22 protein-coding genes and 1 pseudogene are annotated in these 23,144 nt (G+C 67.1%); 19 read left to right on the forward strand and 4 right to left on the reverse strand.

Annotation, left to right across the window (positions count from 1 at the left end):
• Nucleotides 1–20: 20 nt before the first annotated feature.
• Nucleotides 21–1,643: an NAD(P)/FAD-dependent oxidoreductase gene (locus HNP60_RS00705; protein ID WP_184148961.1), complete on the forward strand. Its 1,623-nt coding sequence runs from the start codon at nt 21–23 to the stop codon at nt 1,641–1,643.
• 227 nt (nt 1,644–1,870) lie between these two features.
• Nucleotides 1,871–2,341, forward strand: a complete 471-nt coding sequence (locus tag HNP60_RS00710; RefSeq protein WP_184148964.1) for a hypothetical protein — start codon at nt 1,871–1,873, stop codon at nt 2,339–2,341.
• A gap of 33 nt (nt 2,342–2,374) precedes the next feature.
• Here HNP60_RS00710 and HNP60_RS00715 read toward each other — a convergent pair whose 3' ends face one another.
• Nucleotides 2,375–3,013, reverse strand: coding sequence for a TlpA family protein disulfide reductase (locus tag HNP60_RS00715; RefSeq protein ID WP_184051655.1), 639 nt, complete (start codon nt 3,011–3,013; stop codon nt 2,375–2,377).
• Nucleotides 3,014–3,044: 31 nt separating this feature from the next.
• On the opposite strand from HNP60_RS00715, the pseudogene argH reads away from it, so the two are divergent.
• The 6 genes and pseudogenes from argH (at nt 3,045) to HNP60_RS00745 (ending at nt 8,601) form a co-directional block, all read left to right on the forward strand.
• Nucleotides 3,045–4,428 (forward strand): annotated as a pseudogene (gene argH, locus HNP60_RS00720) (argininosuccinate lyase).
• Nucleotides 4,425–4,688 carry a hypothetical protein gene (locus tag HNP60_RS00725; RefSeq protein WP_184051653.1) on the forward strand — a complete coding sequence of 88 codons (264 nt, stop codon included), beginning with the start codon at nt 4,425–4,427 and terminating at the stop codon, nt 4,686–4,688. The pseudogene argH and the gene HNP60_RS00725 overlap by 4 nt, the downstream one beginning before the upstream one ends.
• 100 nt (nt 4,689–4,788) lie before the next feature.
• Entirely contained in the window at nt 4,789–6,051 is a 1,263-nt protein-coding gene (gene lysA, locus HNP60_RS00730; RefSeq protein WP_184148967.1) for a diaminopimelate decarboxylase, read from the forward strand.
• Nucleotides 6,052–6,056: 5 nt separating this feature from the next.
• Nucleotides 6,057–6,842, forward strand: a complete 786-nt coding sequence (locus HNP60_RS00735; RefSeq protein ID WP_184148970.1) for a precorrin-2 dehydrogenase/sirohydrochlorin ferrochelatase family protein — start codon at nt 6,057–6,059, stop codon at nt 6,840–6,842.
• 122 nt (nt 6,843–6,964) lie between these two features.
• Nucleotides 6,965–7,723, forward strand: a complete 759-nt coding sequence (locus HNP60_RS20135) for a winged helix-turn-helix domain-containing protein (RefSeq protein ID WP_338056677.1) — start codon at nt 6,965–6,967, stop codon at nt 7,721–7,723.
• Nucleotides 7,720–8,601 carry an SMP-30/gluconolactonase/LRE family protein gene (locus HNP60_RS00745; protein WP_184148973.1) on the forward strand — a complete coding sequence of 294 codons (882 nt, stop codon included), beginning with the start codon at nt 7,720–7,722 and terminating at the stop codon, nt 8,599–8,601. The genes HNP60_RS20135 and HNP60_RS00745 overlap by 4 nt, the downstream gene beginning before the upstream one ends.
• 61 nt (nt 8,602–8,662) lie before the next feature.
• On the opposite strand, the gene HNP60_RS00750 is transcribed toward HNP60_RS00745, so the two are convergent.
• The gene (locus tag HNP60_RS00750; RefSeq protein ID WP_184148976.1) at nt 8,663–10,717 is read right to left on the reverse strand and encodes an alpha/beta hydrolase family protein; all 2,055 of its coding nucleotides are present in this window, start codon (nt 10,715–10,717) and stop codon (nt 8,663–8,665) included.
• A gap of 248 nt (nt 10,718–10,965) precedes the next feature.
• On the opposite strand from HNP60_RS00750, the gene ispG reads away from it, so the two are divergent.
• Genes ispG through bla form a run of 3 tightly spaced genes read left to right on the forward strand, consistent with a single transcriptional unit; the run spans nt 10,966 to nt 13,371 of the window.
• The gene (gene ispG, locus HNP60_RS00755) at nt 10,966–12,111 is read left to right on the forward strand and encodes a flavodoxin-dependent (E)-4-hydroxy-3-methylbut-2-enyl-diphosphate synthase (protein ID WP_184148980.1); all 1,146 of its coding nucleotides are present in this window, start codon (nt 10,966–10,968) and stop codon (nt 12,109–12,111) included.
• Nucleotides 12,108–12,398 (forward strand): hypothetical protein, encoded by a 291-nt coding sequence (locus HNP60_RS00760; RefSeq protein ID WP_184051639.1) that lies wholly within the window; start codon nt 12,108–12,110, stop codon nt 12,396–12,398. The genes ispG and HNP60_RS00760 overlap by 4 nt, the downstream gene beginning before the upstream one ends.
• 22 nt (nt 12,399–12,420) lie before the next feature.
• Entirely contained in the window at nt 12,421–13,371 is a 951-nt protein-coding gene (gene bla / locus HNP60_RS00765) for a class A beta-lactamase (RefSeq protein WP_184148984.1), read from the forward strand.
• A 48-nt stretch (nt 13,372–13,419) separates the two neighbouring features.
• On the opposite strand, the gene HNP60_RS00770 is transcribed toward bla, so the two are convergent.
• Nucleotides 13,420–13,947: a hypothetical protein gene (locus tag HNP60_RS00770; protein WP_184148987.1), complete on the reverse strand. Its 528-nt coding sequence runs from the start codon at nt 13,945–13,947 to the stop codon at nt 13,420–13,422.
• Between the two features lie 158 nt (nt 13,948–14,105).
• Here HNP60_RS00770 and HNP60_RS00775 point away from each other — a divergent pair, with 158 nt between their 5' ends.
• The 7 genes from HNP60_RS00775 (at nt 14,106) to HNP60_RS00805 (ending at nt 21,475) form a co-directional block, all read left to right on the forward strand.
• A complete protein-coding gene (locus tag HNP60_RS00775) occupies nt 14,106–15,014 on the forward strand; it encodes a DMT family transporter (RefSeq protein WP_184148990.1) in 909 nt (302 codons plus the stop codon).
• Nucleotides 15,011–15,496: a GNAT family N-acetyltransferase gene (locus HNP60_RS00780; protein ID WP_184148993.1), complete on the forward strand. Its 486-nt coding sequence runs from the start codon at nt 15,011–15,013 to the stop codon at nt 15,494–15,496. Before HNP60_RS00775 ends, HNP60_RS00780 begins: the two co-directional genes overlap by 4 nt.
• A gap of 128 nt (nt 15,497–15,624) precedes the next feature.
• Complete coding sequence (locus HNP60_RS00785; protein WP_184149007.1) at nt 15,625–17,967, forward strand: FtsK/SpoIIIE family DNA translocase; 2,343 nt, start codon at nt 15,625–15,627, stop codon at nt 17,965–17,967.
• Between the two features lie 107 nt (nt 17,968–18,074).
• Nucleotides 18,075–18,743, forward strand: coding sequence for a LolA family protein (locus HNP60_RS00790; RefSeq protein ID WP_184149010.1), 669 nt, complete (start codon nt 18,075–18,077; stop codon nt 18,741–18,743).
• 278 nt (nt 18,744–19,021) lie between these two features.
• Nucleotides 19,022–19,831 carry an exodeoxyribonuclease III gene (locus HNP60_RS00795; RefSeq protein ID WP_184149013.1) on the forward strand — a complete coding sequence of 270 codons (810 nt, stop codon included), beginning with the start codon at nt 19,022–19,024 and terminating at the stop codon, nt 19,829–19,831.
• Nucleotides 19,831–20,892, forward strand: coding sequence for a GTP cyclohydrolase II (gene ribA / locus HNP60_RS00800; protein WP_184149016.1), 1,062 nt, complete (start codon nt 19,831–19,833; stop codon nt 20,890–20,892). The genes HNP60_RS00795 and ribA overlap by 1 nt, the downstream gene beginning before the upstream one ends.
• 37 nt (nt 20,893–20,929) lie before the next feature.
• A complete protein-coding gene (locus tag HNP60_RS00805; RefSeq protein ID WP_260394589.1) occupies nt 20,930–21,475 on the forward strand; it encodes a L,D-transpeptidase family protein in 546 nt (181 codons plus the stop codon).
• Nucleotides 21,476–21,503: 28 nt separating this feature from the next.
• On the opposite strand, the gene HNP60_RS00810 is transcribed toward HNP60_RS00805, so the two are convergent.
• Nucleotides 21,504–22,907 carry an alpha/beta fold hydrolase gene (locus tag HNP60_RS00810; protein ID WP_184149019.1) on the reverse strand — a complete coding sequence of 468 codons (1,404 nt, stop codon included), beginning with the start codon at nt 22,905–22,907 and terminating at the stop codon, nt 21,504–21,506.
• A gap of 54 nt (nt 22,908–22,961) precedes the next feature.
• Between HNP60_RS00810 and HNP60_RS00815 the strand changes: the two genes are divergently transcribed.
• Nucleotides 22,962–23,111, forward strand: coding sequence for a hypothetical protein (locus tag HNP60_RS00815; protein WP_184149022.1), 150 nt, complete (start codon nt 22,962–22,964; stop codon nt 23,109–23,111).
• The last annotated feature ends 33 nt before the right edge of the window (nt 23,112–23,144 follow it).

Consider the following 23,144-nt stretch of genomic DNA (forward strand, 5'->3'; position numbering starts at 1 on the left):
AAGCGCATTATGGGCCCTGCATGATCCGCCTTTCCGGCCTCACCCTCCCGCTCGACCATCCGGCCGAGGCCATGGCTCCGGCCATCTGCGCGCGGCTGGGCATTCCAGCCGAGGACCTGCAGCATTTCGAGATCGTCCGGCGCGGCAATGACGCGCGGCGCAAGAGCGCGATCCTGCTTGTCTACATGCTCGATGTCGCGCTGCGTGACGAGGCCGCCGTGCTGGCGCGCTTCGCAGGCGATCACGAGGTCCGCGCGCGGCCGGACACCGACTATCATTTCGTCGCGAAAGCGCCCGAAGGCTGGTCCGGCCTGCGCCCGGTCGTCATCGGCGCCGGGCCATGTGGCCTGTTCGCCGGGCTCCTGCTGGCACAGATGGGCTTCCGCCCGATCATTCTCGATCGGGGCAAGGTGGTGCGCGAACGCACCAAGGATACCTGGGGGCTGTGGCGCCGGTCAGTCCTGAACCCGGACAGCAATGTCCAGTTCGGGGAGGGGGGCGCGGGCACCTTTTCCGACGGCAAGCTCTACTGCCGCGTCAAGGATCCGCGTTTCCTCGGGCGCAAGGTGCTCGAGGAGTTCGTGAAGGCCGGCGCGCCGGAGGACATCCTCACCGAGGCGCATCCTCATATCGGCACGTTCCGGCTCGTCACCATGGTGGAGAACATGCGCCGCACCATCGAGGCGCTGGGCGGCGAATATCGCTGGCAGACCCGCGTCGATGATCTCGCGCTGGAGCGGGACGGGGAAGGCCGCATGGCCCTGCGCGGCCTGCATCTGCAGGATGGCAGCTTTCTGGAAGCCGATCATGTGGTCCTCGCCATCGGCCATAGTGCCCGGCCCACTTTCGAGATGCTGCATGCGCGCGGCGTTTATATGGAAGCCAAGCCCTTCTCCATCGGCGTGCGAATCGAGCATCCGCAGAGCTGGGTCGATGAAGCGCGCTACGGGGCCTGCGCGAAACACCCGATCCTGGGCGCAGCGGCCTACAGCCTCGCGCATCATTGCGACAACGAGCGCACGGTCTACAGCTTCTGCATGTGCCCCGGCGGGCGTGTCGTGGCCGCCACATCCGAGGAAGGACGCGTGGTGACCAACGGCATGAGCCAATATTCACGCGCGGAGTTCAATGCCAATAGCGGGCTCGTCGTCGGCATCGAGCCCGCGCGGGATTATCCGGACGGGCCGCTCGCCGGTATCGCGCTGCAGCGTCACTGGGAGAGCCAGGCCTTTCTTGCCGGCGGTTCCGACTATCGCGCGCCTGCGCAGACGGTGGGTGACTTTCTTGCAGAACGCCCGTCAACAGCCACCGGCTCGGTCATCCCCAGCTACAAGCCGGGCGTCACGATGACCGATCTCTCCGCCTGTCTACCCCCGTTCGTCATCGAGGCCTTTCGCGAAGCCTTGCCCTTCTTCGGCAAGCAGATCCGCAACTATGACCATCCTGACGCCGTGATGACGGGCGTGGAGACGCGCACTTCGTCTCCCGTGCGAATCACGCGTGGCAGGGATTTTCAGAGCCTGAACGTGGCGCGGCTGTTTCCGGCCGGGGAGGGCGCCGGCTATGCCGGAGGCATTCTCTCGGCGGCAATGGACGGGATCAAGGTCGCGGAAGCCGTCGGGAAAAGCATTCTCGCGCGCTGAGCAGCGGTTCGGGAAGGCGGCCTGCGCGTTTCCCGCGCGCAGCTTCTAGAATTCCCCTTGACCTTATTACTCTACTTAATAGATTGAGTTTCGTGCCCGATCGGGATCTTTGATCACAGGCGCGCCCGAGGCGACAACGCCAGGTCCGCGGTTGCCCTTCCGAAATGCGGAAATGCGCCGCAATGCTTTTCAGACGCTCGGCACCCCTCGTGGCTCGAGGTCCATTCATGCTGCATTCTTCCTTGCGTCCGTTCATCACGCCTTTTCAGCAGGCCAATCTTCGCCGGCATGCCGCGTACCTTCTGTCGCTTCCCGCTGGTTACGAAGCGTTCGACATGCGGCGCATCACGAGTGAAGGCGCCCGGGGAGAGAGCCGCGCACCAGCCTATCTGCCAGCGGACGGGATCGTCTGCTGCGCGATCGGCCATGGACCAAGAGCGGGCTTCGCGCCGGACGGAACGGAGAACTGGTATCGCTACTCCTGCCGCTATTTCATCGATGCCGGCGCAGGCTATTGGAGCGATGACGAGGAGTCTCCGGCGCGGGAGGCGTGGCTCTGGTGCTTCGACACGCTCTGGGCGGCCAGCGACAACAGCAGCGAGGGGGCGGCTCGCCGCATCCTCTGGCTGCTGGATCACGGCCTGCCTCCTTTCGCGGAGGCCCAGCGGGAAGGACTCGCGCCCTTATGCTATCGCTGATTGCGATGTGTGTGTGAGAGCGCCGGCTCCCTCTCAGCCGCTGATTTCCGCGACCAGGGCCTGTCCATCGGCGCCATCCCATTCGAGCGCGCCGATGACCCGGGCCACTTCCCGGCCTTGCGCGTCATAGAGGATCGTGGTCGGGAGAGTCCCCGTGCCGTAATGGAAGCCCAGCGCATTCTCAGGGTCGAGCCAGGTCTTCAGGGTGGAGAGCTTGCGGGCCGTCCAGAAGGCCGGGACGCCGCCCGGCTCCATGTCCTGCGAGACGGCGACGACAGCCACGCCCCGGCGCGTGCCGGCGGCCGCGAGCTTGTCCAGCGCGGGCAGTTCCGCGATGCAGGGCGCACACCATGTCGCCCAGAGATTGACCAGAAGGGGCTTGCCGCCGGCGATCTCTTTCAGCGTGGCAGCCTTGCCTTCCAGCGTGGTGAAGGGCTTGTCCGGCATCGCTTCGCCCTTGTGGCTGCGGTCCACCACGTGCTTGAAAACGGCTTCGGTCCCGCCGCTCGCCGCGGACGGCACTTCATCGGCGGTCACTTCGTCAGGCGTGACTTCGTCGGGTGCCGCCGCGTTCGCGCCGCTGCCTTGCGCGGTTTCCCCGGAACGCCTATCGCACCCGCTCGCGGCCAGCGAGAGGCCGATGAGGACAGCAAGGGCAGCGGAAAAGCGCATGGCAGACTCCGGTAAAAAGGACGCGAACAGCATGTGGGGCGGCCGTTTCGAAGCCGGTCCCGCTGCGGTCATGCGCGAGATAAATGCCTCCTTGCCATTCGACAAGCGGCTGTGGCGGCAGGATATCGCCGGCTCCATCGCGCACGCAAGGATGCTCGGGACGCAAGGCATCCTCACTCTCGAGGAATCGGAGACGATCATCGCCGGGCTGCAGGCGATCCATTCCGAATATGAGGCAGGCGACCTGCCGAGCGATCTGGACCTTGAAGATATCCACATGGCCACGGAGGCCCGGCTGGCGGACAGGATCGGCCCGGTCGCCGGACGCCTGCACACGGCGCGCTCCCGCAACGATCAGGTGGCCACCGATTTCCGTCTCTTCGTCCGCGATGCGATGGATGATGTGGATGCGGGACTGGCGGCGCTCCAGCGCGCGCTCGTCGATCGGGCGGACGAGCATGCCGCCTCCGTCATGCCGGGCTTCACGCATCTCCAGAGCGCCCAGCCGGTGACGCTCGGCCACCATCTCATGGCCTATTACGAGATGATCGCGCGCGACCGCTCACGCTTCGCCGATGCGCGGGCGCGGATGAACCTCTCGCCGCTCGGTGCTGCCGCGCTGGCCGGCACAGGCTTCCCGACCGACCGGCACATGACCGCTGCCGCGCTCGGCTTCGACGGGCCGACGCGCAACAGCCTGGACAGCGTCTCGGACCGTGATTTCGCGCTCGATTATCTGATGGCTGCTACGCAGTGCAGCCTGCATCTTTCGCGCCTCGCGGAGGAGTTCGTGATCTGGGCGAGCCAGCCTTTCGGTTTCATCACACTGCCCGATGCCTATTCAACCGGCAGCTCGATCATGCCGCAAAAGCGCAATCCGGACGCCGCCGAGCTGGTGCGCGGCCATGCCGGGCGGATCATGGGCTGCATGACGAGCCTCGCCGTCACCATGAAGGGCCTGCCGCTCGCTTATTCCAAGGACATGCAGGACGACAAGCCGCCGCTGTTCGAGGCGCATGATCTGCTCGGCCTGTGCATCACGGCGATGACCGGCATGATCGAGACGACCCGCTTCCGCACGGACCGGATGCGCGCGCTCGCGGAAGCGGGGTTCTCCACCGCCACTGACCTTGCGGACTGGCTGGTGCGCGAGGCGAACGTGCCGTTCCGGGAAGCGCATCACATCACCGGCCCGCGCCGTGAAGGCGGCGGAGGACGCCGGCAGCACGCTGGCCGACCTGCCGCTCGAAACGCTTCAGGCCATCGATCCGCGCATTGACGGGCGTGTCTATGCCGTGCTCACTGTCGATGCCTCGGTGGCAAGCCGCCGCTCTTATGGCGGTACCGCGCCGGAGCAGGTCCGCGCCCAGATCGTCGAGGCGCGCGCCGCGCTGGACAAGGAGACGGCCCGATGAAAGCCATTCTGGCCTCGACTTTCCTGCTGGCGACGCTTGCGGCCTGTGGCTCGGTCACGCCGCTGCGCCCGCAGCAGGGTATGGGCGAAGTCCCCAAGGCGGCTGCAGCAGAGCGGCGCGAGACGCCGGCGGAACTCATGACGCCTTCCACGCAGGCGCAGCCCGAACGGCGCGCCGACCTGCTGACCCGATCCGCCGAACGCGAGGAAGACCCCTTCGCACTTCCCCCGGGGCCGGACAACGGCAAGCCCAAGGACTGAGGCCGCCCAGCCGGATAGTGATTCGGCGCAACCCTGCTTTCGCGCATGCAGGGAAAAGTTGGTTCCCTTCCGCTCGCCCGCTCTCTAGGGGCAGCACATCATGGATCATTTCGCCTACAAGGATGGCGTGCTGCACGCCGAGAACGTGCCGATGAGCACGATTGCCGATGCGGTCGGCACACCGGTATATGTCTACTCCCGTGCCACGCTGGAGCGGCATGCCCGCGTGTTCCGTGAGGCGCTGGACGCAGTCCCCCGCAAGCACATCGCCTTCGCGATCAAGGCCAATCCCAATCTTGCCGTGCTGCGCGTGCTGGCGCGCGAGGGCTATGGTGCGGACATCGTGTCGGGCGGGGAGATGCAGCGGGCGCTCGCTGCCGGAATGCCGGCGCAGGACATCGTCTTCTCCGGCGTGGGCAAGACCCGCGCGGAGCTGGCGGCGGCACTGGAAGCAGGCATCGGCCAGTTCAATATCGAGCTGGAGGAGGAAGGCGTTGTCCTTGCGCAGATCGCGCAGGAAATGGGGCGTACTGCCGATGCCGTGCTGCGCGTCAATCCGGATGTCGATGCGGGCACGCATGCCAAGATCTCGACCGGCATGAAGGAGAACAAGTTCGGCGTGCCGATCGATCAGGCGGGCTGGATTTTCGCGCGGCTGGCAACGCTGCCGGGTCTCGCCATGCGCGGCATCGCGATTCACATCGGCAGCCAGCTCTTCGACCTCGCCCCGCTGGAAGCGGCCTATGGCAAGATCGGAGCGCTCATGCGCGATCTGCGTGCGGCCGGTCACGTCATCGACCGGGTCGATCTTGGCGGTGGTCTGGGCGTGCCTTATGAACGCGACAAGATACCGCCGAGCCCCGCCGACTATGGCGCGATGGTGGCCCGTGCGACGAAGGACTGGGACGCGACGCTCTATTTCGAGCCGGGCCGCGTGATCGTGGGCAATGCCGGCGTGCTGTTGACGCGCGTCATCTGGGTGAAGCCGGGGGTGATCCGGCCCTATGTGATCGTCGATGCCGCCATGAACGACCTCGCCCGGCCTGCCATGTATGATGCCTGGCACGATTTCGAGGCCGTGGCGCCGACGGGCGAACACTTCGTCGCCAATATCGCGGGCCCGGTCTGCGAGAGTGGCGACACTTTCGCGATGGCGCGCGATATCGATCTGGTGAAGGCGGGCGACCTTGCGGTGTTCCGCACGGCCGGCGCTTATGGCGCGACCATGGCGAGCACCTACAACAGCCGCCCACTGGTGCCCGAGGTCATGGTGGATGGCGACCGTTTCGCCGTCGTGGCCGATCGCATCATGCCCGAGGCGATCATTGCGGCCGAGCGCATGCCGGACTTCCTCCAGGATTGAGTGCCATGCACAGCCTGCCGCTCTTCTTCAGGATCGCAGGCAGGCCGGTGATCCTGCTCGGCGCCGGCGAGGCGGCACAGGCGAAGCGAAGGCTGATCGAACGGGCCGGCGGGATTGCGGTCGGCGAGGCGGATGAGGCGGCGTCCCTTGCCTTCATCGCTTTAGATGACCCGGAGGAAAGCGCTCAGGCTGCGGGGCGGCTGCGGGCCCGGGGCATTCTCGTCAATGTCGTCGACCAGCCCGCCCTTTGTGATTTCACGACGCCAGCGATCGTCGATCGCGATCCCGTGCTGGTGGCCGTCGGGACCGGCGGCGCGTCGGCGGGGCTGGCCAAGGCCGTGCGCCAGCGCATCGAGCGACTGCTGCCCCCCGACCTCGGCGCGCTGGCGCAGGCGCTGGCGGAGGCACGCGCGGCGCTGCGGGCGCGCTGGCCTGATGCTCGCCAGCGTCGCCAGGCGCTTGACGAGGCACTGCGCGAGAAGGGGATGCTCGATCCGCTTGGAGAGCGCCCTGCCGACGCCGTGCGCCTCTGGCTGGACGGTGCGGGAGAGGATGGACCGGCAGACCGCGCGGAGACCATCCTGCTCACGTCGTCCGACCCGGATGATCTCAGTCTCCGCGCGGCGCGTCTGCTCGGCGAGGCGGATCGCATCCTTCACGACCCGACGGTGCCCGAGACGATCCTCGCCCGGGCGCGCGCCGACGCGTCGCGGGTGCGCCTGACCAGCGAAAGCCCCCGGCCGGCCGGGCCCGGCCTGACGCTGATCGTCACATGGGCAAAAGCGTCCTGAAACTGCTCCGATCCGGAGCATATGTTGCGTCGACAGGTCGCTTTTCGGCCTAGCTTTCCGGCGATGCCCGCCTCCTGCGGCGGGGCGCGGCGGGGCGCCGCGAGAGGCGTGAGAAGGCGAACGTGCAGCGTATCGAGATCTGGCTTTGCCACCATGATGACGCGCGGGATCGCCGGCTCGCCATTCTGATGCGCGCCCTGCGGAGAGCCAATGTAGCCGTGCATCTGCGCACGATCAGGCCGAAACATGCCGGCACCGCTGCCCGTTCGCCGGACAACGCTCTCTGCTGGCAGCGCCGGGATGATGTGCGCGCGCGCATCCGTATTCTGGCGGCCGGTGCCGTCGACGTCATCGGGCCATGGATGAGCGAAGGTGAGGCGCTGGCCCGCAGCTTGCGCCATGCCCGCGCGGTGGCCGTGGCAACGCCTTTTGCGCGTCCCCGCGTCCGCCTGGGCGAACTGGAGATCGATCTCATGCGCCGTGAGGCCTGGCGTCTCGGCCGCCCGCTTGGGCTCGTGCAGCGCGAGTTTGAGTTGCTGCATTGCCTCGCGCTGCATCCCGGCCGGCCGCAGACGCGGGAGGCCTTGCTCTGGTCCGTCTGGGGTGTGGGTTTCGATCCGGGCACCAATGTGGTCCAGGTTCATGTCTCGCGCCTGCGCGCCAAGCTCGACCGCGATTTCGACTGGCAGATGCTGCGCACGATGCGTGGCGTGGGCTATGCCCTGGTCGCGCGTCCGCGCGCGCCCGGCGCGGGGCACACGGGAGCGGCGGGGACGCCGATCCTGTCCGGTGCGTCCCGCCCTGCCGTCGTGCCTGGAGGGCATTTTGCGCCGGACTGCCTTGCCCCACGCCGCGAAACACGACATGCCCATGCGCGATGACTTCTCCCATCGTCTCCGTCGCGCTCGATGCCCATGCCGATCTCGGCGAAGCGCCGCGCTGGCACGCCGCCGAGCGCCGGCTTTACTGGGTGGATATCAACCGCAACGCGCTTCACCGATTCGATCCGGCAACGGGCGAGGACGACCTGCGCCGCTTCGATCAACCTGTCGGCTGCTTCGCCTTTCGCGTTGGTGGCGGATTTCTGCTCGCGATGAAGGATGGGCTGGCGATGCTGGACGGCTGGGAGGCGGAACTTCGCCCCTTCGGCAATCCCATCCTCGCTGGCCGGCCGGACCTGCGCTTCAACGACGGGCGCACCGATCCTTCGGGACGCTTCTGGACAGGCACGGTCAACACGGCCAAGAGCGCGCGGGACGCCGCGCTCTACCGGATCGATCCGGACGGAACCATCACCTGGATCGAAGGCGGGATGCTGACCTGCAATGGCGCGGCCTTCAATGCGGATGGCACCGCTTTCCGCCATGCCGACACGCCGAGCCATGTGTTGCGCGGCTATGATGTTGATCCGGCGTCGGGCAGCTTGTCCCGCGCGCATATCGTGCACCGCTTCGAGCAGGGCACGGGGCGCCCGGACGGAGGCTCCTTCGATGCCGAGGGCTGCTACTGGAGCGCCCTGTTCGACGGCGGGCGCGTCGTGCGGCTTTCGCCCGAGGGCGAGATATTGCAGACGGTGGCCTTGCCGGTCAGCCGGCCGACGATGATCGCCTTCGGCGGCGCCGATCTGCGCACCGCTTATGTCACCAGCGCGCGGACGGGGCTCTCCGAAGCCGATCTCGCTGCCCAACCCCATGCCGGGGCGATCTTCTCGTTTCCCGTGGACGTTCCCGGACTGCCGGAGTGGCCGTTCGGGGCATGAGGATGTGCCAGCCGGGAGGGATGAAACGCCATCCCCCTCCCTTCACCCCTCCTCGGTCCGCTCAGGGCTGGGAGGCAGTGCGGTAGCGGCCGAACCATTCGAGGATCGCTGAAGCCTTGGCGGCAGACTGGCTGGGCCGGGCCGCAAAGCCGCCATGGCTGGCGCCCGGCACCTTGACCAGAGCCGTTGGGATGCCCCGCAGCTTGAGCGCGGTATAATATTGCTCGGACTCGCTGACCGGCGTGCGATAATCCTCCGAGCCCACGACGACGAGCGTCGGCGTCGTCACATTGCCCACAAGGCTGAGCGGCGAGCGCGTCCAGTAGCTGTCCGGATCTTCCCACGGCTTCTTTTCGAACCAGTAAGGCGAATAGAAATTCGAGCCGTCAGAGGTGAGTACGAAGCTGGACCAGTCGATCACCGGCTTCTGCGTCGCGGCTGCCTTGAAGCGGTTCGTCTTGCCCACGATCCAGGCCGTGAGCACACCGCCGCCCGATCCGCCGGTGACGAAGAGATTGTTCGGGTCCGCGATGCCGGCCGCGATGGCCGCGTCCACGCTTGCGATCAGATCGCCATAATCGTCGCCGGGATATTTCTTGTCGATGAGATTGGCGAATTCCGCGCCATAGGAGGTGCTGCCGCGCGGATTGGTGTAAAGCACTGCATAGCCCGCCGCTGCGTAGAGCTGCACGTCCGTCGAAAAATAGGGGCCGTAGGCGGCGAAGGGTCCGCCGTGGATCTCCAGGATGAGAGGCACGCGCTGCCCTTCCCGGTGGCCGGGCGGCGTGGCGAGCCACGCATCGATGGCGCGGCCATCGGGGGCGGTGACCGGCAGCTTGCGCACCTGCGCGAGCGATTTGGCGCCCAACCACTCGCTGTTCAGCCGGGTCAGGCGCTTCCCGTCCTTGCCGTCGGCCAGATAGATGTCAGCCGGGCTGAGCGGGTCGCCGCCCGAATAAGCAACGATGCCCGCCTTCGACACGCTGAACCCGCCGCCCGTATAGGGCCGATCCAGCGAATCGCCGGCCAGTCCCTGCGCCACCGGAGTCATCCTGCCGTCGAGCCCGATACGGCCGACGCGGCTCTGGCCATGATCGTCGTAGGATATATAGAGCGTGGCGTTGCCAGCCCACTGCGCATTGTCGATGCTGCGGTCCAGGGTGGCTGTGAGGGAGCGGAAACCGCTGCCGTCCGCGTTCATCACATAAAGCTGCACATTGTCGTAGCCGCGCCGGCTGTCGTCATAGCCGAGATAAGCGATTTTCGAGCCGTCCGGCGAATAGCGCGCGCCGCCATCCGGCCCGTCGCGGCTGGTCAGGGCCTTCACCGCACCGCTGGCCACGTCCAGCGCATAGACCTCGCCGTTCACGGGATTGAGTTCCCAGTCCTCATTGCGGTTGGACGAGAAGAGGATCGTCCGCCCGTCCGGGGACCAGCTCAGCGGACCGCCATCGTCCCACTTGCCGAAGGTGAGCCGGCGCGGCGCGCCGCCATCGGCCGACACCACGAAGATCTGGCTGACCCCGGGCTTCAAATAGCCGGCGCCGTCCGCGCGATAGGTCACCTTGTCGATCACTTCGAGCGGTTCGGCCCACCGGGCGCCCTCCGGCTTCTCCGGCGCCTTGCCCAGCGTGGCACCGGTCCCCGGCACTTGCATGGTATAGGCGATCCGCCGTCCGTCCGGCGACCAGGCGACGGCACCGGGGCTGTCCGGCAGGCCAGTGATCTTCACGCTGGCGCGGTCCGCCAGCCAGAGGACATGGAGCTGCGGCGCCCCGTCCGACGCGGAGACATAGGCCAGGCGCTTGCCGTCCGGTGACCAGCGCGGCGCCATGTGCGCGCCCGGACCGGCGACCAGAGGCTGCTGGGTGCCGCTCGCCACGTCGATCAGCCAGATGGTCGGCCGGGCCTTGTCGGTCATGATGTCGTTCGACTTGCGGACATAGGCGATCCACTTGCCGTCCGGGCTGATCTGGGGATCGCTCGCGGCTTCCAGCGAAAAGAGATCGCGCCCGGTCAGGAGAGGCTGGGGCCCTTCGACAGCCGGTGGCGGCACCTGCGCCGGCGCGATGGAGGGAAGACCGAGCAGCAGCAGGGCGGGAGCGAAACGACGCATGCATGTGTCTCCTTGCCGGAGCTGAAGCCGGCGCGATGAGGCGCGCGCACCCGGTCGTCGGTGAAGACGGCAGGCCGCGATCAGGCGAGCTTAAGCGGCGACGCGCCGTTCGGCAACGGTGCGGCGAGGCGGGCGGGCTGCCTGCGTCTCGTCGGCGCAGGGAAGCGTGGCATCCAACGGCGCTCTCGCTTCCGGCGGCCGGCGCCGCTATATGTCCCGCATGAGCATTCATCCGGCGAGTTCCCGTCATGTCCGAGCATAATCCCGGCCTGCGCCCCTGGCGCGACATCGCGCGGCGCGAATGCCGGCAGATCATGGTCGGCAATGTCCCCGTGGGCGGCGGCGCGCCGGTGACCGTGCAGACCATGACCAACACGCCGACCTCGGATGCGCGGGCGACGATCGACCAGATTCGCCGCTGCGAGGATGCAGGGGTGGACCTGATCCGCGTCTCCTGCCCGGATGTCGAGAGCACCGCCGCGCTGAAGCAGATCGTGCGGGCGGCGCGCGTGCCGATCATCGCGGACATCCATTTCCACTATAAGCGCGCGCTGGAAGCGGCCGATGCCGGCGCTGCCTGCCTGCGCATTAATCCCGGCAACATCGGGTCCGCCGCACGCGTCAAGGAAGTGGTGGATGCGGCCAAGGCCAATGGCTGCGCGATCCGCATCGGCGTCAATGCCGGGAGCCTCGAGAAGCATCTTCTGGAGAAATATGCCGAGCCGTGCCCCGAGGCGCTGGTGGAAAGCGCGCTCGATCATATCAGGCTGCTCCAGGACCAGGACTTCCATGAATATAAGGTGGCGGTAAAAGCCAGCGACGTGTTCCTCGCCGTTGCCGCCTATATGCAGCTTGCCGAGGCGGTGGATTGCCCGCTGCATCTGGGTATCACCGAGGCGGGCGGGCTGATCGGCGGGACGGTAAAGTCTGCCATCGGCATCGGCAATCTCCTGTGGTCCGGCATCGGCGACACCATCCGCGTCTCGCTCTCTGCAGAGCCGGAGGAGGAAGTGCGCGTCGGCTACGAGATACTGAAGGCGCTGGGCATCCGCACGCGCGGCGTCCGCGTCGTCTCCTGCCCATCCTGCGCGCGCCAGGGATTCGACGTGATTCGCACTGTCGAAGCGCTGGAAACGCGCCTCCAGCACATCCACACGCCGCTCTCGCTTTCCGTGCTCGGTTGCGTGGTCAATGGCCCGGGCGAAGCGCGCGAGACCGACATCGGCATCACCGGCGGCGGCAACGGCAAGCACATGGTCTATCTCTCCGGCGTGACCGATCATCACATCAACGATGCGGACATGATCGAGCATATCGTCCGGCTGGTGGAAGCCAAGGCGGCCGAGATCGAGGCCGCGAATGGCGCGAATGCTGATCCGGTGGCTGCGGAATGAGCATCCAGCCCGTCCCGAAGACCGAGACACCAGCCCCGGCTCCGGCCTCTCGAGGGGCAGTCGCCACGGGCGCCTCGGCAACCGGTGCGTCAGCGACTGGCGCTTCGGCCACCGGTGCCTCCGCGCTGGGCGCCGTCGCCATCGGTGCGCTGGCCCTTGGGGCGCTGGCGCTCGGCGCGCTGGCCATCGGTCGCCTGTCGATCGGGTCCGCACGCATTCGGCGGCTGCGGATCGACGAACTGATCGTCGGCAAGGTCTCGCGCGCCGATGGTTCGGCCGTCAAGTGAAGCCCGGCCTTCCGGCAAAGCGATGATTGTCGGCCGCCGCCATGTGCTGTCCGGCGTGATGGGGACGGCCCTTCTCGCGCTCGCCGGATGCGACAAAAGGGCACAGCCACCCGAAGAACCTGACAACACAGCCGATGAAACCGCGCGGCAGGCACTGGCCGCCCTCGAGTCTCGTTCAGGCGGCCGGCTGGGCGTGGCGATGCTTGACGCACGAGACCTTGCGCTTGTCGGGCATCGGCAGGACGAGCGCTTCACGATGTGCTCGACCTTCAAGCTCTCGCTCGCAGCGGCGATGCTCGCCGGGATGGACTCGGGAGCGTTCGGGGAGCAGGAGCGACTTCTCATTACGCGAGACGATGCCGTGGGTCACGCACCCGCCGTTCGGGCTGCGCTGGAAGATGGCGAGGACAGCATGAAGGTGCTGGATCTCTGCGCGGCCGCGCAGATCGAGAGTGACAATGGCGCTGCCAACATCCTGCTGCGCAAGCTTGGCGGTCCCGAGGCCCTCACCCGCTTCTGGCGCGCGCTGGGCGATGATGTGTCGCGGCTGGACCGTTACGAGCCGGCGCTAAACACCAGCCATGGTGAGGATATTCGTGATACGACCAGCCCCGCCGCGATGGCGGGGGCATTGCGCGCGATTCTGGCCGGAGAGGTGCTGAAGCCCGCCAGCCGGGAGCGACTGACGGGCTGGACCATCGAGACGCGGACGGGCCTGCGGCGCCTGCGGGCCGGGTTGCCGGCGGACTGGCGCGCCGGTGACAAGACGGGCTCCTTCTGGGGAGACCCGGCTTTCGGCGACAAGCTGAACGACATCGCCATTGTCTGGCGTCCGGACAGGCCGTCGCCGTTCTTCGTCACGGCCTATTTCGAATCGCCAATCGGGGGCGGAAGGGCCTTGCGCCCGCAGGACGAAGCCGTGCTGGCCCAGGCGGGGGCCATTGCCGCGCGCTGGATCGCGCACCGGACCTGAGCGCCATCGGGAAATCCGCTGTTCCTTGCCCGCCCCGCGGCGGGCGTCTCAGAAATAGATGTCCACATAATCGGTGAGGCCGTCGCAGGCTTCCATCTCCTGCAGGCGCCAGTAGCGCCGGTTCTGGGTCACCCGGAAGGTCATCTGGCCTTCGCGTCGACAAACCCGGCCGATGTCGGGCGTGTCGATGATGTCGATCCGCCCGTCAAAAGTGAAAGAGTCCCGGTCGATGCGTGTCACCACCCCGTCCAGCATCAGCTTCCCGGGACCATCGCTGGCGGACTGCCCGCCGCGCAGGCGCAGCAGGTCCGTCGCATAATCCGCCGCGAGGTCGCCGCGTCGGTCCCAGCCGATCCATTGCAGCGTGATCCCGCTGTTGCCGAGCAGGCGCTCGAGCGCTTCGCGGTCGGCAATGATCGTCCGGTCGGGCCGGGGATGGGCGGCCGGTGCCGGTCCGGGCGCGGCGGTATGCGGCAGGGCGACCCCATGCCTCCCATCGGGAGAATTGGGCGCAGGCTGCCCTGCGCAGCTGGCGAGAAGGAGGAGGGCGGGAAACGGACGGAGCGCGTGTGCCATGCCCCCCGGTACCAGCTTTCCGCGCTCATCAACATGGCTCTCGCTTCGCGATCGTGGCTGGCATAGAGCATGGCCGGCTCGCGAGTCGGGCGAGGCTCCGGCGTCTGCCATCCCGCCCGTCACTGCCGCCGGCCAGGGGACTGTTTTCGCGAGACGCCATGCCATCGACCCGTGCCAACCAGGCGCTCGTGCCTTTCGCGGTCGCCTGTGCCGCGATCGCGATCTTTGCGGGCATGGACGCGGTCATGAAGACGCTGTCGATCGCGATCGGCGCCTATAACGCGCTGCTCTGGCGCGCGATCATCGGCACGATCGTCCTGACGCCGCTGTATCTCCTTCGGGTACGACGCATTCCGGACCGACAGACGATGCTCCTGCATCTGGGCAGGAGCGGGGCCGGCGCCGTGTCAGTCCTCCTGTTCTTCTGGGGACTGGTGCGCACGCCGATCGCGCAGGGCATCGCCTTGTCCTTCATCGCGCCGCTCGTCGCACTCGCCCTCGCCGGGTTGTTCCTCAAGGAGAAGATCAGCAGCCGGGCTGTCATGGGGTCGCTCGCCGCCTTCGTGGGCGTGATCGTCATTCTCGCCGGCCAGTCCGGCGCGAAAGGGCAGGCCGGCACCCTGGAAGGCGCGGTCGCCATTCTCGTCGGCGCGGTGCTCTATGCGGTCAGCCTGGTCATTGCCCGCCGCCAGTCGCTCGCCGCAGGGCCCATCGAAGTCGCCCTCGCCTTCAACCTGATCGGCGCGGTGCTTTATGGCCTTGCCGCGCCGTGGCTGGGGCAAGTGCCGGACATGGCGCACTGGCCATTCCTGCTGCTCGCGTCCGCCGGCGGCACGAGCGCGATCATGCTGCTCGCCTGGTCCTATGCCCGCGCGGAAGCGCAGCAGCTTGTCGTGGTCGAATATACTGCCTTCATCTGGGCCGTCCTATTGGGATGGTGGATTTTCGGAGAGACCGTCCTTCCCACCACTTATGCGGGCGCGCTGATGATCGTAGCCGGTTGCCTCTGGGCAGCGCGGGCGCGACAGATCGCACCACGCACCCTGAAACCGGAAATTCTGCAATGACGATCCATATCCGTTTCGCCGAGGCCCGCGACATCGATCTGATTCATGGGTTCATCCTTGCGCTGGCGGATTATGAACGCCTCGCCCATGCGGTGCGGGCGGATAAGGCCGTGCTGGCACATCATCTGTTCGGTCCCCGACCGGCAGCGGAAGTGCTGATCGCCGAAAAGGACGGGGCGGCGGCCGGCTTCGCGCTCTTCTTTCACAATTTCTCGACCTTCGAGGGGCGGCCCGGCCTTTATCTGGAAGATCTCTACGTGTCGCCGGAAGCGCGCGGGGCCGGCATCGGCCGCGCCCTGTTCGCCCGGCTCGCCCGCATCGCCGTGGAGCGGGACTGCGCCCGGATGGAATGGGCCGTGCTTGACTGGAACAGCCCGGCCATCGCCTTCTACCGATCGCTGGGCGCCGAAGCGATGGATGAGTGGACCGTAAACCGGCTGGACGGCGCAGCGCTCGCCGCCCTCGCCGGGGCGCCGACCTGAGCGGAAGGACGCGCGCCCAACCCGCCGACTCTTGACGGCGAGTCCGCGAAGGAGGATTGTGCCGCGACGGAACATTTCGGGATCGACGCGCTGCACTGGCGTCGCCCGACGCAGGGAGTCACAGGCACATGGCAAGCCGGGCAAGCGGCCCTCGCACTCCCGAATGGCAGGCGATGCTCCGCCGCAGCCTCGTGCGCATCGGCACGTTCCTGGGCGCGGTCGGCCTCTATGCGCTCGCCCTTTTCCTGTTCCTGGCATTGCTGAGCTACAAGGTCGGCGATACCGCGCTGAATACCGCCGCCGGGCCGGATGTGCGCAACCTCATGGGCGCGGCAGGGGCCTGGGCCGCGGATTTCCTGTACACGATCGCGGGCGTTCCGGCACTGCTGCTGCTGCCGCTGATCCTTGTCTGCGCACGACGGCTGTGGGCGGATCAGGACAGGACCGGGTGGCAGGGGCAGGTCGCCAAATGCGCCGCCGGCCTGGCGCTGATTGGCACCGGGCTCTGGCTGCTGCAGCCCGAGCCGCTTGTCGGCCTGCCCGCCCGCTGGGGCGGTGTCATCGGCTTCCTTTTCGCTCAGGGCCTGACGGCGCTCACTGCCAAGCTCGGGAATCCGGCCGACCAGATCCTGCAATGGCTTCTGCTCGTCCTTTGTCTGGCCGGCGGCCTGTGGCTCTGGGTCCGCAGCCTCGCACTGGAAAAGCCGCTCTGGCACCTTGCCCGGCCGGCCCTTCCGCTGCTGCCCAGCATGCGGCTGCCGCGTCCGGGCTTCTCCGGCAAGGAGAAAGCGGCCGCGGACACAGCTGAAAGCGGTCCGGCGGCCGGGGCCACGCGAGAAGCCGAGCCGCGCCGCCCGGTCGAAGCGACGGCGCGTCAACCCATCACCATCCAGACGCCCAACGCCCATGCGGTCACCAAGGCATTCGCGCCCGTTTCGGGGCAGAGCGATCTGTTCGGCAATGGCGCTCTTCCTTCCGCCGACCTTCTCTCGCCCGCCCCGGAAACGCCGGGAAGCCGCATCGACCGGCAGGGGCTGGAGCGCAATGCCCGCCTGCTCGAATCCGTGCTGGACGATTTCCATGTGAAAGGCGCGATCACGGAAGTGCGGCCGGGGCCGGTCGTCACCATGTACGAGCTCGAGCCCGCGCCGGGCATCAAGGCCAGCCGGGTGATTCAGCTCGCCGACGATATCGCCCGCAACATGTCGGCTCTTTCGGCTCGCGTGGCGACGATTCCCGGCCGCACCGTCATCGGCATCGAGCTGCCCAATGCGGACCGCGAGTCCGTGGTGCTGCACCAGCTCATCACCAGCCAGCAGTTCGCGGACCAGAAATCGGCACTGCCGATCATCCTGGGCAAGAACATCTTCGGCGAGCCGGTGATCGCGGACCTTGCCGCCATGCCGCATCTGCTCGTCGCGGGCACGACCGGCTCGGGCAAGTCGGTCGGTCTCAACTGCATGATCCTCTCGCTGCTCTATCGGCTGACGCCGGATGAGCTGCGGCTCATCATGATCGATCCCAAGATGCTGGAACTGAGCATCTACGATAATATCCCGCACTTGCTCTCCCCGGTGGTCACCGAGCCCGCCAAGGCCATCCGTGCGCTCAAGTGGGCCGTCGAGCAGATGGAGGACCGCTATCGCATGATGGCCTCCATCGGCGTGCGCAATCTCGCCAATTACAACGAGAAGGTCCGCTCCGCCCGCGCGAAAGGCAAGACGCTGGGACGACGCGTCCAGATTGGCTTCGACGAGCAGACGCGCCAGCCTGTCTATGAGGACGAGGAGCTCGATTACCAGCCGCTGCCGCAGATCGTGGTCGTGGTGGACGAGCTGGCGGACCTCATGATGACGGCGGGCAAGGAAGTGGAGTTCCTGATCCAGCGTCTCGCGCAGAAGGCCCGCGCGGCAGGCATCCACCTCATCCTCGCCACGCAGCGCCCCTCGGTCGACGTCATCACCGGCGTCATCAAGGCCAACCTGCCGACCCGCATCAGCTTCTTCGTCACCAGCAAGATCGACTCGCGCACGATTCTCGGCGAGCAGGGGGCCGAGCAGCTGCTGGGCAAGGGCGACATGCTCTACATGGCAAGCGGCAAGGGCCTGGTGCGCGTCCATGGGCCGTTCGTCAGCGATGACGAAGTGCGCCTCATCGCCGACCACTGGCGTTCCAAGGGCCAGCCCGATTATATCTCCGCCGTCACCGAGGAGCCGGAGGACGGCAGCTTCGCGCTCGATGGCGTGGACCTGGGCGACGACAGTGCGGATGCCAAGCTGTTCCGCAAGGCCTGCCAGCTCGTCTTCGAGAACCAGAAGGCCTCGACCAGCTGGCTCCAGCGCCAGATGCGCATCGGCTACAACAGCGCGGCGCGCCTGATCGAGCGGATGGAGAATGAAGGCATGGTCGGCGCGCCCAATCATGTCGGCCGCCGCGAAGTGCTGCGTGACGAGATGGGCAATCCGAAATAGCGGCCATGGGCGTGGCGCGGTCGGTTGACGCGAGTCGTGCGTCCCGCTCGTCGAGCGAAGGCGCACATTCAGTGGACATTCAAGGCCCGCACCCTATCTGCGCGTTCATGACGAACGCTTCTTCCCGCTTCGCCCGCGCGCTGCTCATCGGCGGCGCGCTTGTTCTTCCCCTTGCCGGATTCGCCGGTGTCCCGGTCGGCCAGGCTCAGGCGCAGTCGCCGGCGGACGACCTCGCCCTCGTCAATCGTGCGATCCGCGCGATCACGACGATCAGCGGCAATTTCACGCAGACGGATCGCAACGGGCAGGTGCAGACCGGCAAGCTGCTGCTCAAGCAGCCAGGGCAGATCCGGTTCGATTATGGCGGCACGGGCAATGATCTGCTGATCGTTGCCGATGGGCGCTCGCTCTACATGGTCGATTATCAGGTCAGCCAGGTCCAGCGCTGGCCGATCCGCAATTCGCCGCTGGGCGCGCTGCTCGATCCAACCCGCGACCTCACCCGCTATGGCAAGCTGATGCCGACGGGTGATCCCCGCGTGCTCTCGATTGAGGTGCGCGACCCCGATCACCCGGAATATGGCCTCATCAATCTCATCTTCACCCGCAAGGCGAGCGCGCCCGGCGGACTGGAGCTTTACGGATGGGTGGCGAAGGATGCGCAGGGGAACCGCACCAACATCCGGCTGACGAATTTGTCTTATGGTGCAGCCATCGCGGATTCAGCCTTCAAATGGCGCGATCCGCGTCCGAACCGCGCCGGCCCCAGGCGATGAACCGAGGCCCGCGCGCGATGACTGGCGATGCGGCACCGGCCGTTCATCAGCCGCTCATCTGACCGGAGCTATCCAATCTTCGTGGCGTCGGAGCGCGCCGGGATTTCCCCCCTGTTGCCCGACCGTCCCGCGCCACGCCTGCGCCAACAGCGCTTTGGAAACCCCCGTTCCTGCCCCCCGGAGCGGGGGTTTTTCGCGCCCCGCGGCCGCGCCTCCATTGTCAAAAAAAATGCGTCGACCCTTGGGTTCGCTGCCAAGGGTCGCTAGGGACATCCCCCATGCCGACAAAAAGCAGTACACAGACTCTCAAGGTCGCATCCTGGAACATCAACAGCGTTCGTGCCCGGGCGGAGATCGTCGAGCGTTTCCTCACCGAGCACCAGCCCGACGTCCTCTGTCTGCAGGAAACCAAGGTCGTGAACGACTCCTTCCCGGAAGGGCTGTTCCGCAGGCTCGGCTACAATCACATGATGCTGAACGGCCAGCGCATGCATCACGGCGTTGCGATCATCAGCAAGCTTCCCATGCGCGACGAGGATCGGCTGGACTGGCAGGCGAATGGCGAGGCGCGGCATATCGGCGTGCGGCTGGAGAACGGCCTGCGCATCGAGAATGTGTACGTACCAGCCGGGGGTGACGAGCCGGATCGCTCGGTGAATCCCAAGTTCGGGCAGAAGCTCGATTTCATCCAGCGCATGATCGACTGGTCCGGTCGGCTGGACGGCTCGACATTGCTGCTTGGCGATTTCAATGTCGCGCCGCTGGAATGTGACGTGTGGAGCCACAAGCAGCTTCTCAACGTGGTCAGCCACACGCCGGTCGAGGTCGAGCTGCTGACGGCCCTGCAGAATTCGCACAATTGGGTCGATCTCGGCCGCCGGTTCGTCCCGGCGCCGGAGCGGCTCTACACATGGTGGAGCTATCGCGCGCTGGATTGGGCCAAGTCCGATCGCGGACGGCGTCTCGATCATATGTGGATGAGCCCGGACGTGGCGACGGCGGCGGTCGGCCATCAGGTGATCGAGGGCGCGCGTAGCTGGACCCGCCCGTCCGACCATGCCCCCCTGATCACGGAATTCGCGTTCTGATGGACGGCCGCGCGGCGGCCCGCGCCATCGACGCGCTGCGCCGGGGATGGCCGGTGCGCCTCGCCGGCAAGGCGGGCGCGCTGGCGCTGCTGCCGGTGGAAGGCGCGACGCCGGAAACGCTCGCCGCTTTCGATCCGGACGGTTCCGCGGCACTGCTGCTTTCGGCAGCGCGCGGCGTGACGCTCAAGCTCGCCAACCAGCGAGAGGCTGCCGATCCGGAGGCGCCGGTGCTGATCGCGCGGGAGCGATGGATCGATGCCCCGGCTGCCATGGCGATCGCCGATCCGGTGCTCGATCTTGCCACGCCGTTCAAGGGGCCGTTCCGGGCACTGCCCGTGCCGCATGCGGACGCGGCCGGCGCCGCCCTCAATCTCGCACGGCTCGCCGGGCTGCTGCCCGCCTATTTCGTCGGCGATGCGGACGCGCCGACCGAGGCCCAGTGCACAGTCGCGGACATTGCCGCTTATGCCGATCCGCATCGGCTGGCCATCGCCGCGCGCGCCCGCCTGCCGGTCGCGGCGAGTGTCGAGGCGGAGATCGTCGCCTTCCGCTCGGTGGAGGATCCGCGCGAGCATGTCGCGCTTGTGCTGGGCGAGCGGGACGGCACCCCGCCGGTCGTGCGACTGCACAGCGAATGCCTGACCGGCGATGTGCTCGGCTCGCTCAAATGCGATTGCGGCCCGCAGCTTCATGGCGCGCTGCACGAGATTGCTCATGCCCGCTGGGGCGTGCTGCTCTACCTGCGGCAGGAAGGGCGGGGCATCGGCCTCATCAATAAGCTGCGGGCCTATGAACTGCAGGATCAGGGCTTCGACACGGTGGATGCCAACACCCGCCTCGGCTTTGCGATCGATGCGCGTGATTTCGGCGTGGCCGCCCGGATGTTGCACCTGCTCGGCATCGGCGAGGTGCGGTTGCTCACCAACAATCCCGCCAAGGTGGCGGGGCTGGAAGCGCAGGGCATCAGGGTCATCGAGCGCTTGCCGCTCGCCTTGCCGAGTAATCCGCACAATGAGCGCTATCTGGCCACCAAGCGTGATCGAACCGGACACGATCTGTGAGCCGGTGCAGCGGCGGGATCCTGCGGACTCTCCCGGGATGAGGGGCGCGCACCTGATGCCGGTGCCTCTCATCCGCGTCGATGGCATGGCGGGACGGCTCTCCATTGGCGATTGGTCCTGCCCCTGCGTCATCGGCAAGGGCGGCCTCCTCGCAGCAGCCGACAAGCGGGAGGGCGATGGGGCGACGCCGCTGGGCGACTGGCCGGTCCGCGCCGCCCTTTTACGTCCCGGCCGCATCGACCGGGCAGACGCCCCGGCAATTCCCTGGCGCTGGATCAGGGACAATGACGGCTGGTGCGATGATCCTGCCGATCCCGCCTATAATCGCCCGGTCCGGCTTCCCCGCGCCACGAGCCACGAGCGCCTCGCGCGCGCGGATCAGGCCTATGATGTCATCATCGTCCTCGGCCACAATGATGCGCCGCCGGTGCCGGGCATGGGCAGCGCCATCTTCTTCCACCAATGGGTCATCGGCGCGGACGGCTCGCCAAAAGCGACCGAAGGTTGCGTGGCGGTAGCACCGCAGGACATGCGCGAGGCGCTGGGACGACTACAGCCGGGAACGGTTCTGCGGATCGGGTGAATCCATGCGGCCCCTGCGCGACCGACCATCAGGGCTTTACTGAAACGCTCACGGCCTTGGCCTCGCAGCGATCCGGCGCAGCCCCTGCGGTCATGAAGCGCGATACGACCTTCACGAAGCAGTCCGGCGCCACCAGCGGCAGGAAATGCGCCGCGCCCGTCACCGTCGTGAACCGGACATCTCCGCCGGCGCCAGCAAGCGCTGCGGCATGGAGCTGGGCGCCCTCATAGGGCGTATTGGGGTCCAGCGTGCCGTGGATCACCAGCGTGCGCGGCAGTCGGGCCGGCACGTGCCCGAAAAAGGCGTCCCGATCATACAGGGGAGCGGGGCTGCCGACCAGCAGGCCGGGTATGGCGCTGGTGAACAGGGCATCCTTTGCTTCCTCCGTGACGATGCTTGCGGTCAGGTCGCGGCGATGATTGTTCTCCGAGCCGCCGATGAGCATGATCAGAGGCATTGAAGGTGGGGACTGCGGATAGGCGCCCAGCGCCTCCATGCGGCCTTGCAGGTCAGCCGTCACTTGAGCGAGCGGCGCGGTATCATTGCGCAGAAGCCCGTCGATGATCGTCGGAATCTGGTCACGCAAATCTGAAAAGCTGAGCAGATGCCCCATGAACCGTCGCAAGTCGCCTCCCGGAACCGCCGCGCTCCAGCCGGGCTCCTTCTGAGCCAGCAGGGTCCGATAACGCTCGGTCTGTTCCGGCGTCAGGGTTGCGCGCCCTACCGCATCGACGACCTGCGTGCGGCGACTGAGATCCCATCGCTGGTCCGCCTCCGGCGGCACGAGCCCGTCGAGGATGATTCCGTCGACCCTGGCTGGCGCGGCCTGCATCATGCGCAGGATGAGCTGGGTGCCATAGGAGACGCCATAGAGATAGACTTCGCCGGTCCCCCGGTGCCGGGCGATCAGAGTCGAAAGATCATGGGCGGCATTGGTGATGGTAAAGGCCCGGGTGCGAGCGGCGTTGGCATGCATGAAGCCAATGCACGGCCCCCATTCCTGACCGGCCAGGGCGATGCCTGCGTCACTTTCGGGCGCCTCCTCCCGGGGACAGATCTTGGAGGAGTAACCCGTCCCGCGATGATCGGGAATGATGAGGTCGTGGTCGGGAAATGCGCGTTTCAGGACCGGAAGAACCGGCAGGAAGGAGGCGCCCGGTTCGCCGGGGCCGCCGGCGACCAGCCAGATCTCGCCCCGCCGCCGGTCCGAGTTGGCGGCCGGGAACTTCCGCACGAACAACGCGATCATTTCCTTGTCGGCTGTCGACGCGCCCCCGGCGTCCAGCGGCACTGCGCTCTCGATGCACAGCGAGCCTGCGAGGACAGGAAAGGAGGTCGCGTCAGCGCAAGGCTCGAAGACCTGCGCAGCGGCCGGCTCGGACATGAGCGCAGCAAGCGCGAGCAGGCCGGGCATCAGGAACTTTTTCAGCATCAAGGCCGCCTATAGCGTTTTCGAGCCGGATGGAATCATCTGCTGATCCGAAAAATGCAGAGAAAGGGACCATCATTGCAGGGGGTGACGGTCGATCCGGACGGCTCGCCAAAGGCGGCCGAAGGCTGCGTGGCGGTAGCACCGCAGGACATGCGCGAGGCGCTGGGACGACTACAGTGGGGAACGGTCCTGCGGATCGGGTGAAGGTCCGCCTCCGGGGAGGCGGACCGCATCGTT

The organism is Sphingobium lignivorans (genome assembly GCF_014203955.1).
Classification (GTDB): Bacteria; Pseudomonadota; Alphaproteobacteria; order Sphingomonadales; family Sphingomonadaceae; genus Sphingobium; species Sphingobium lignivorans.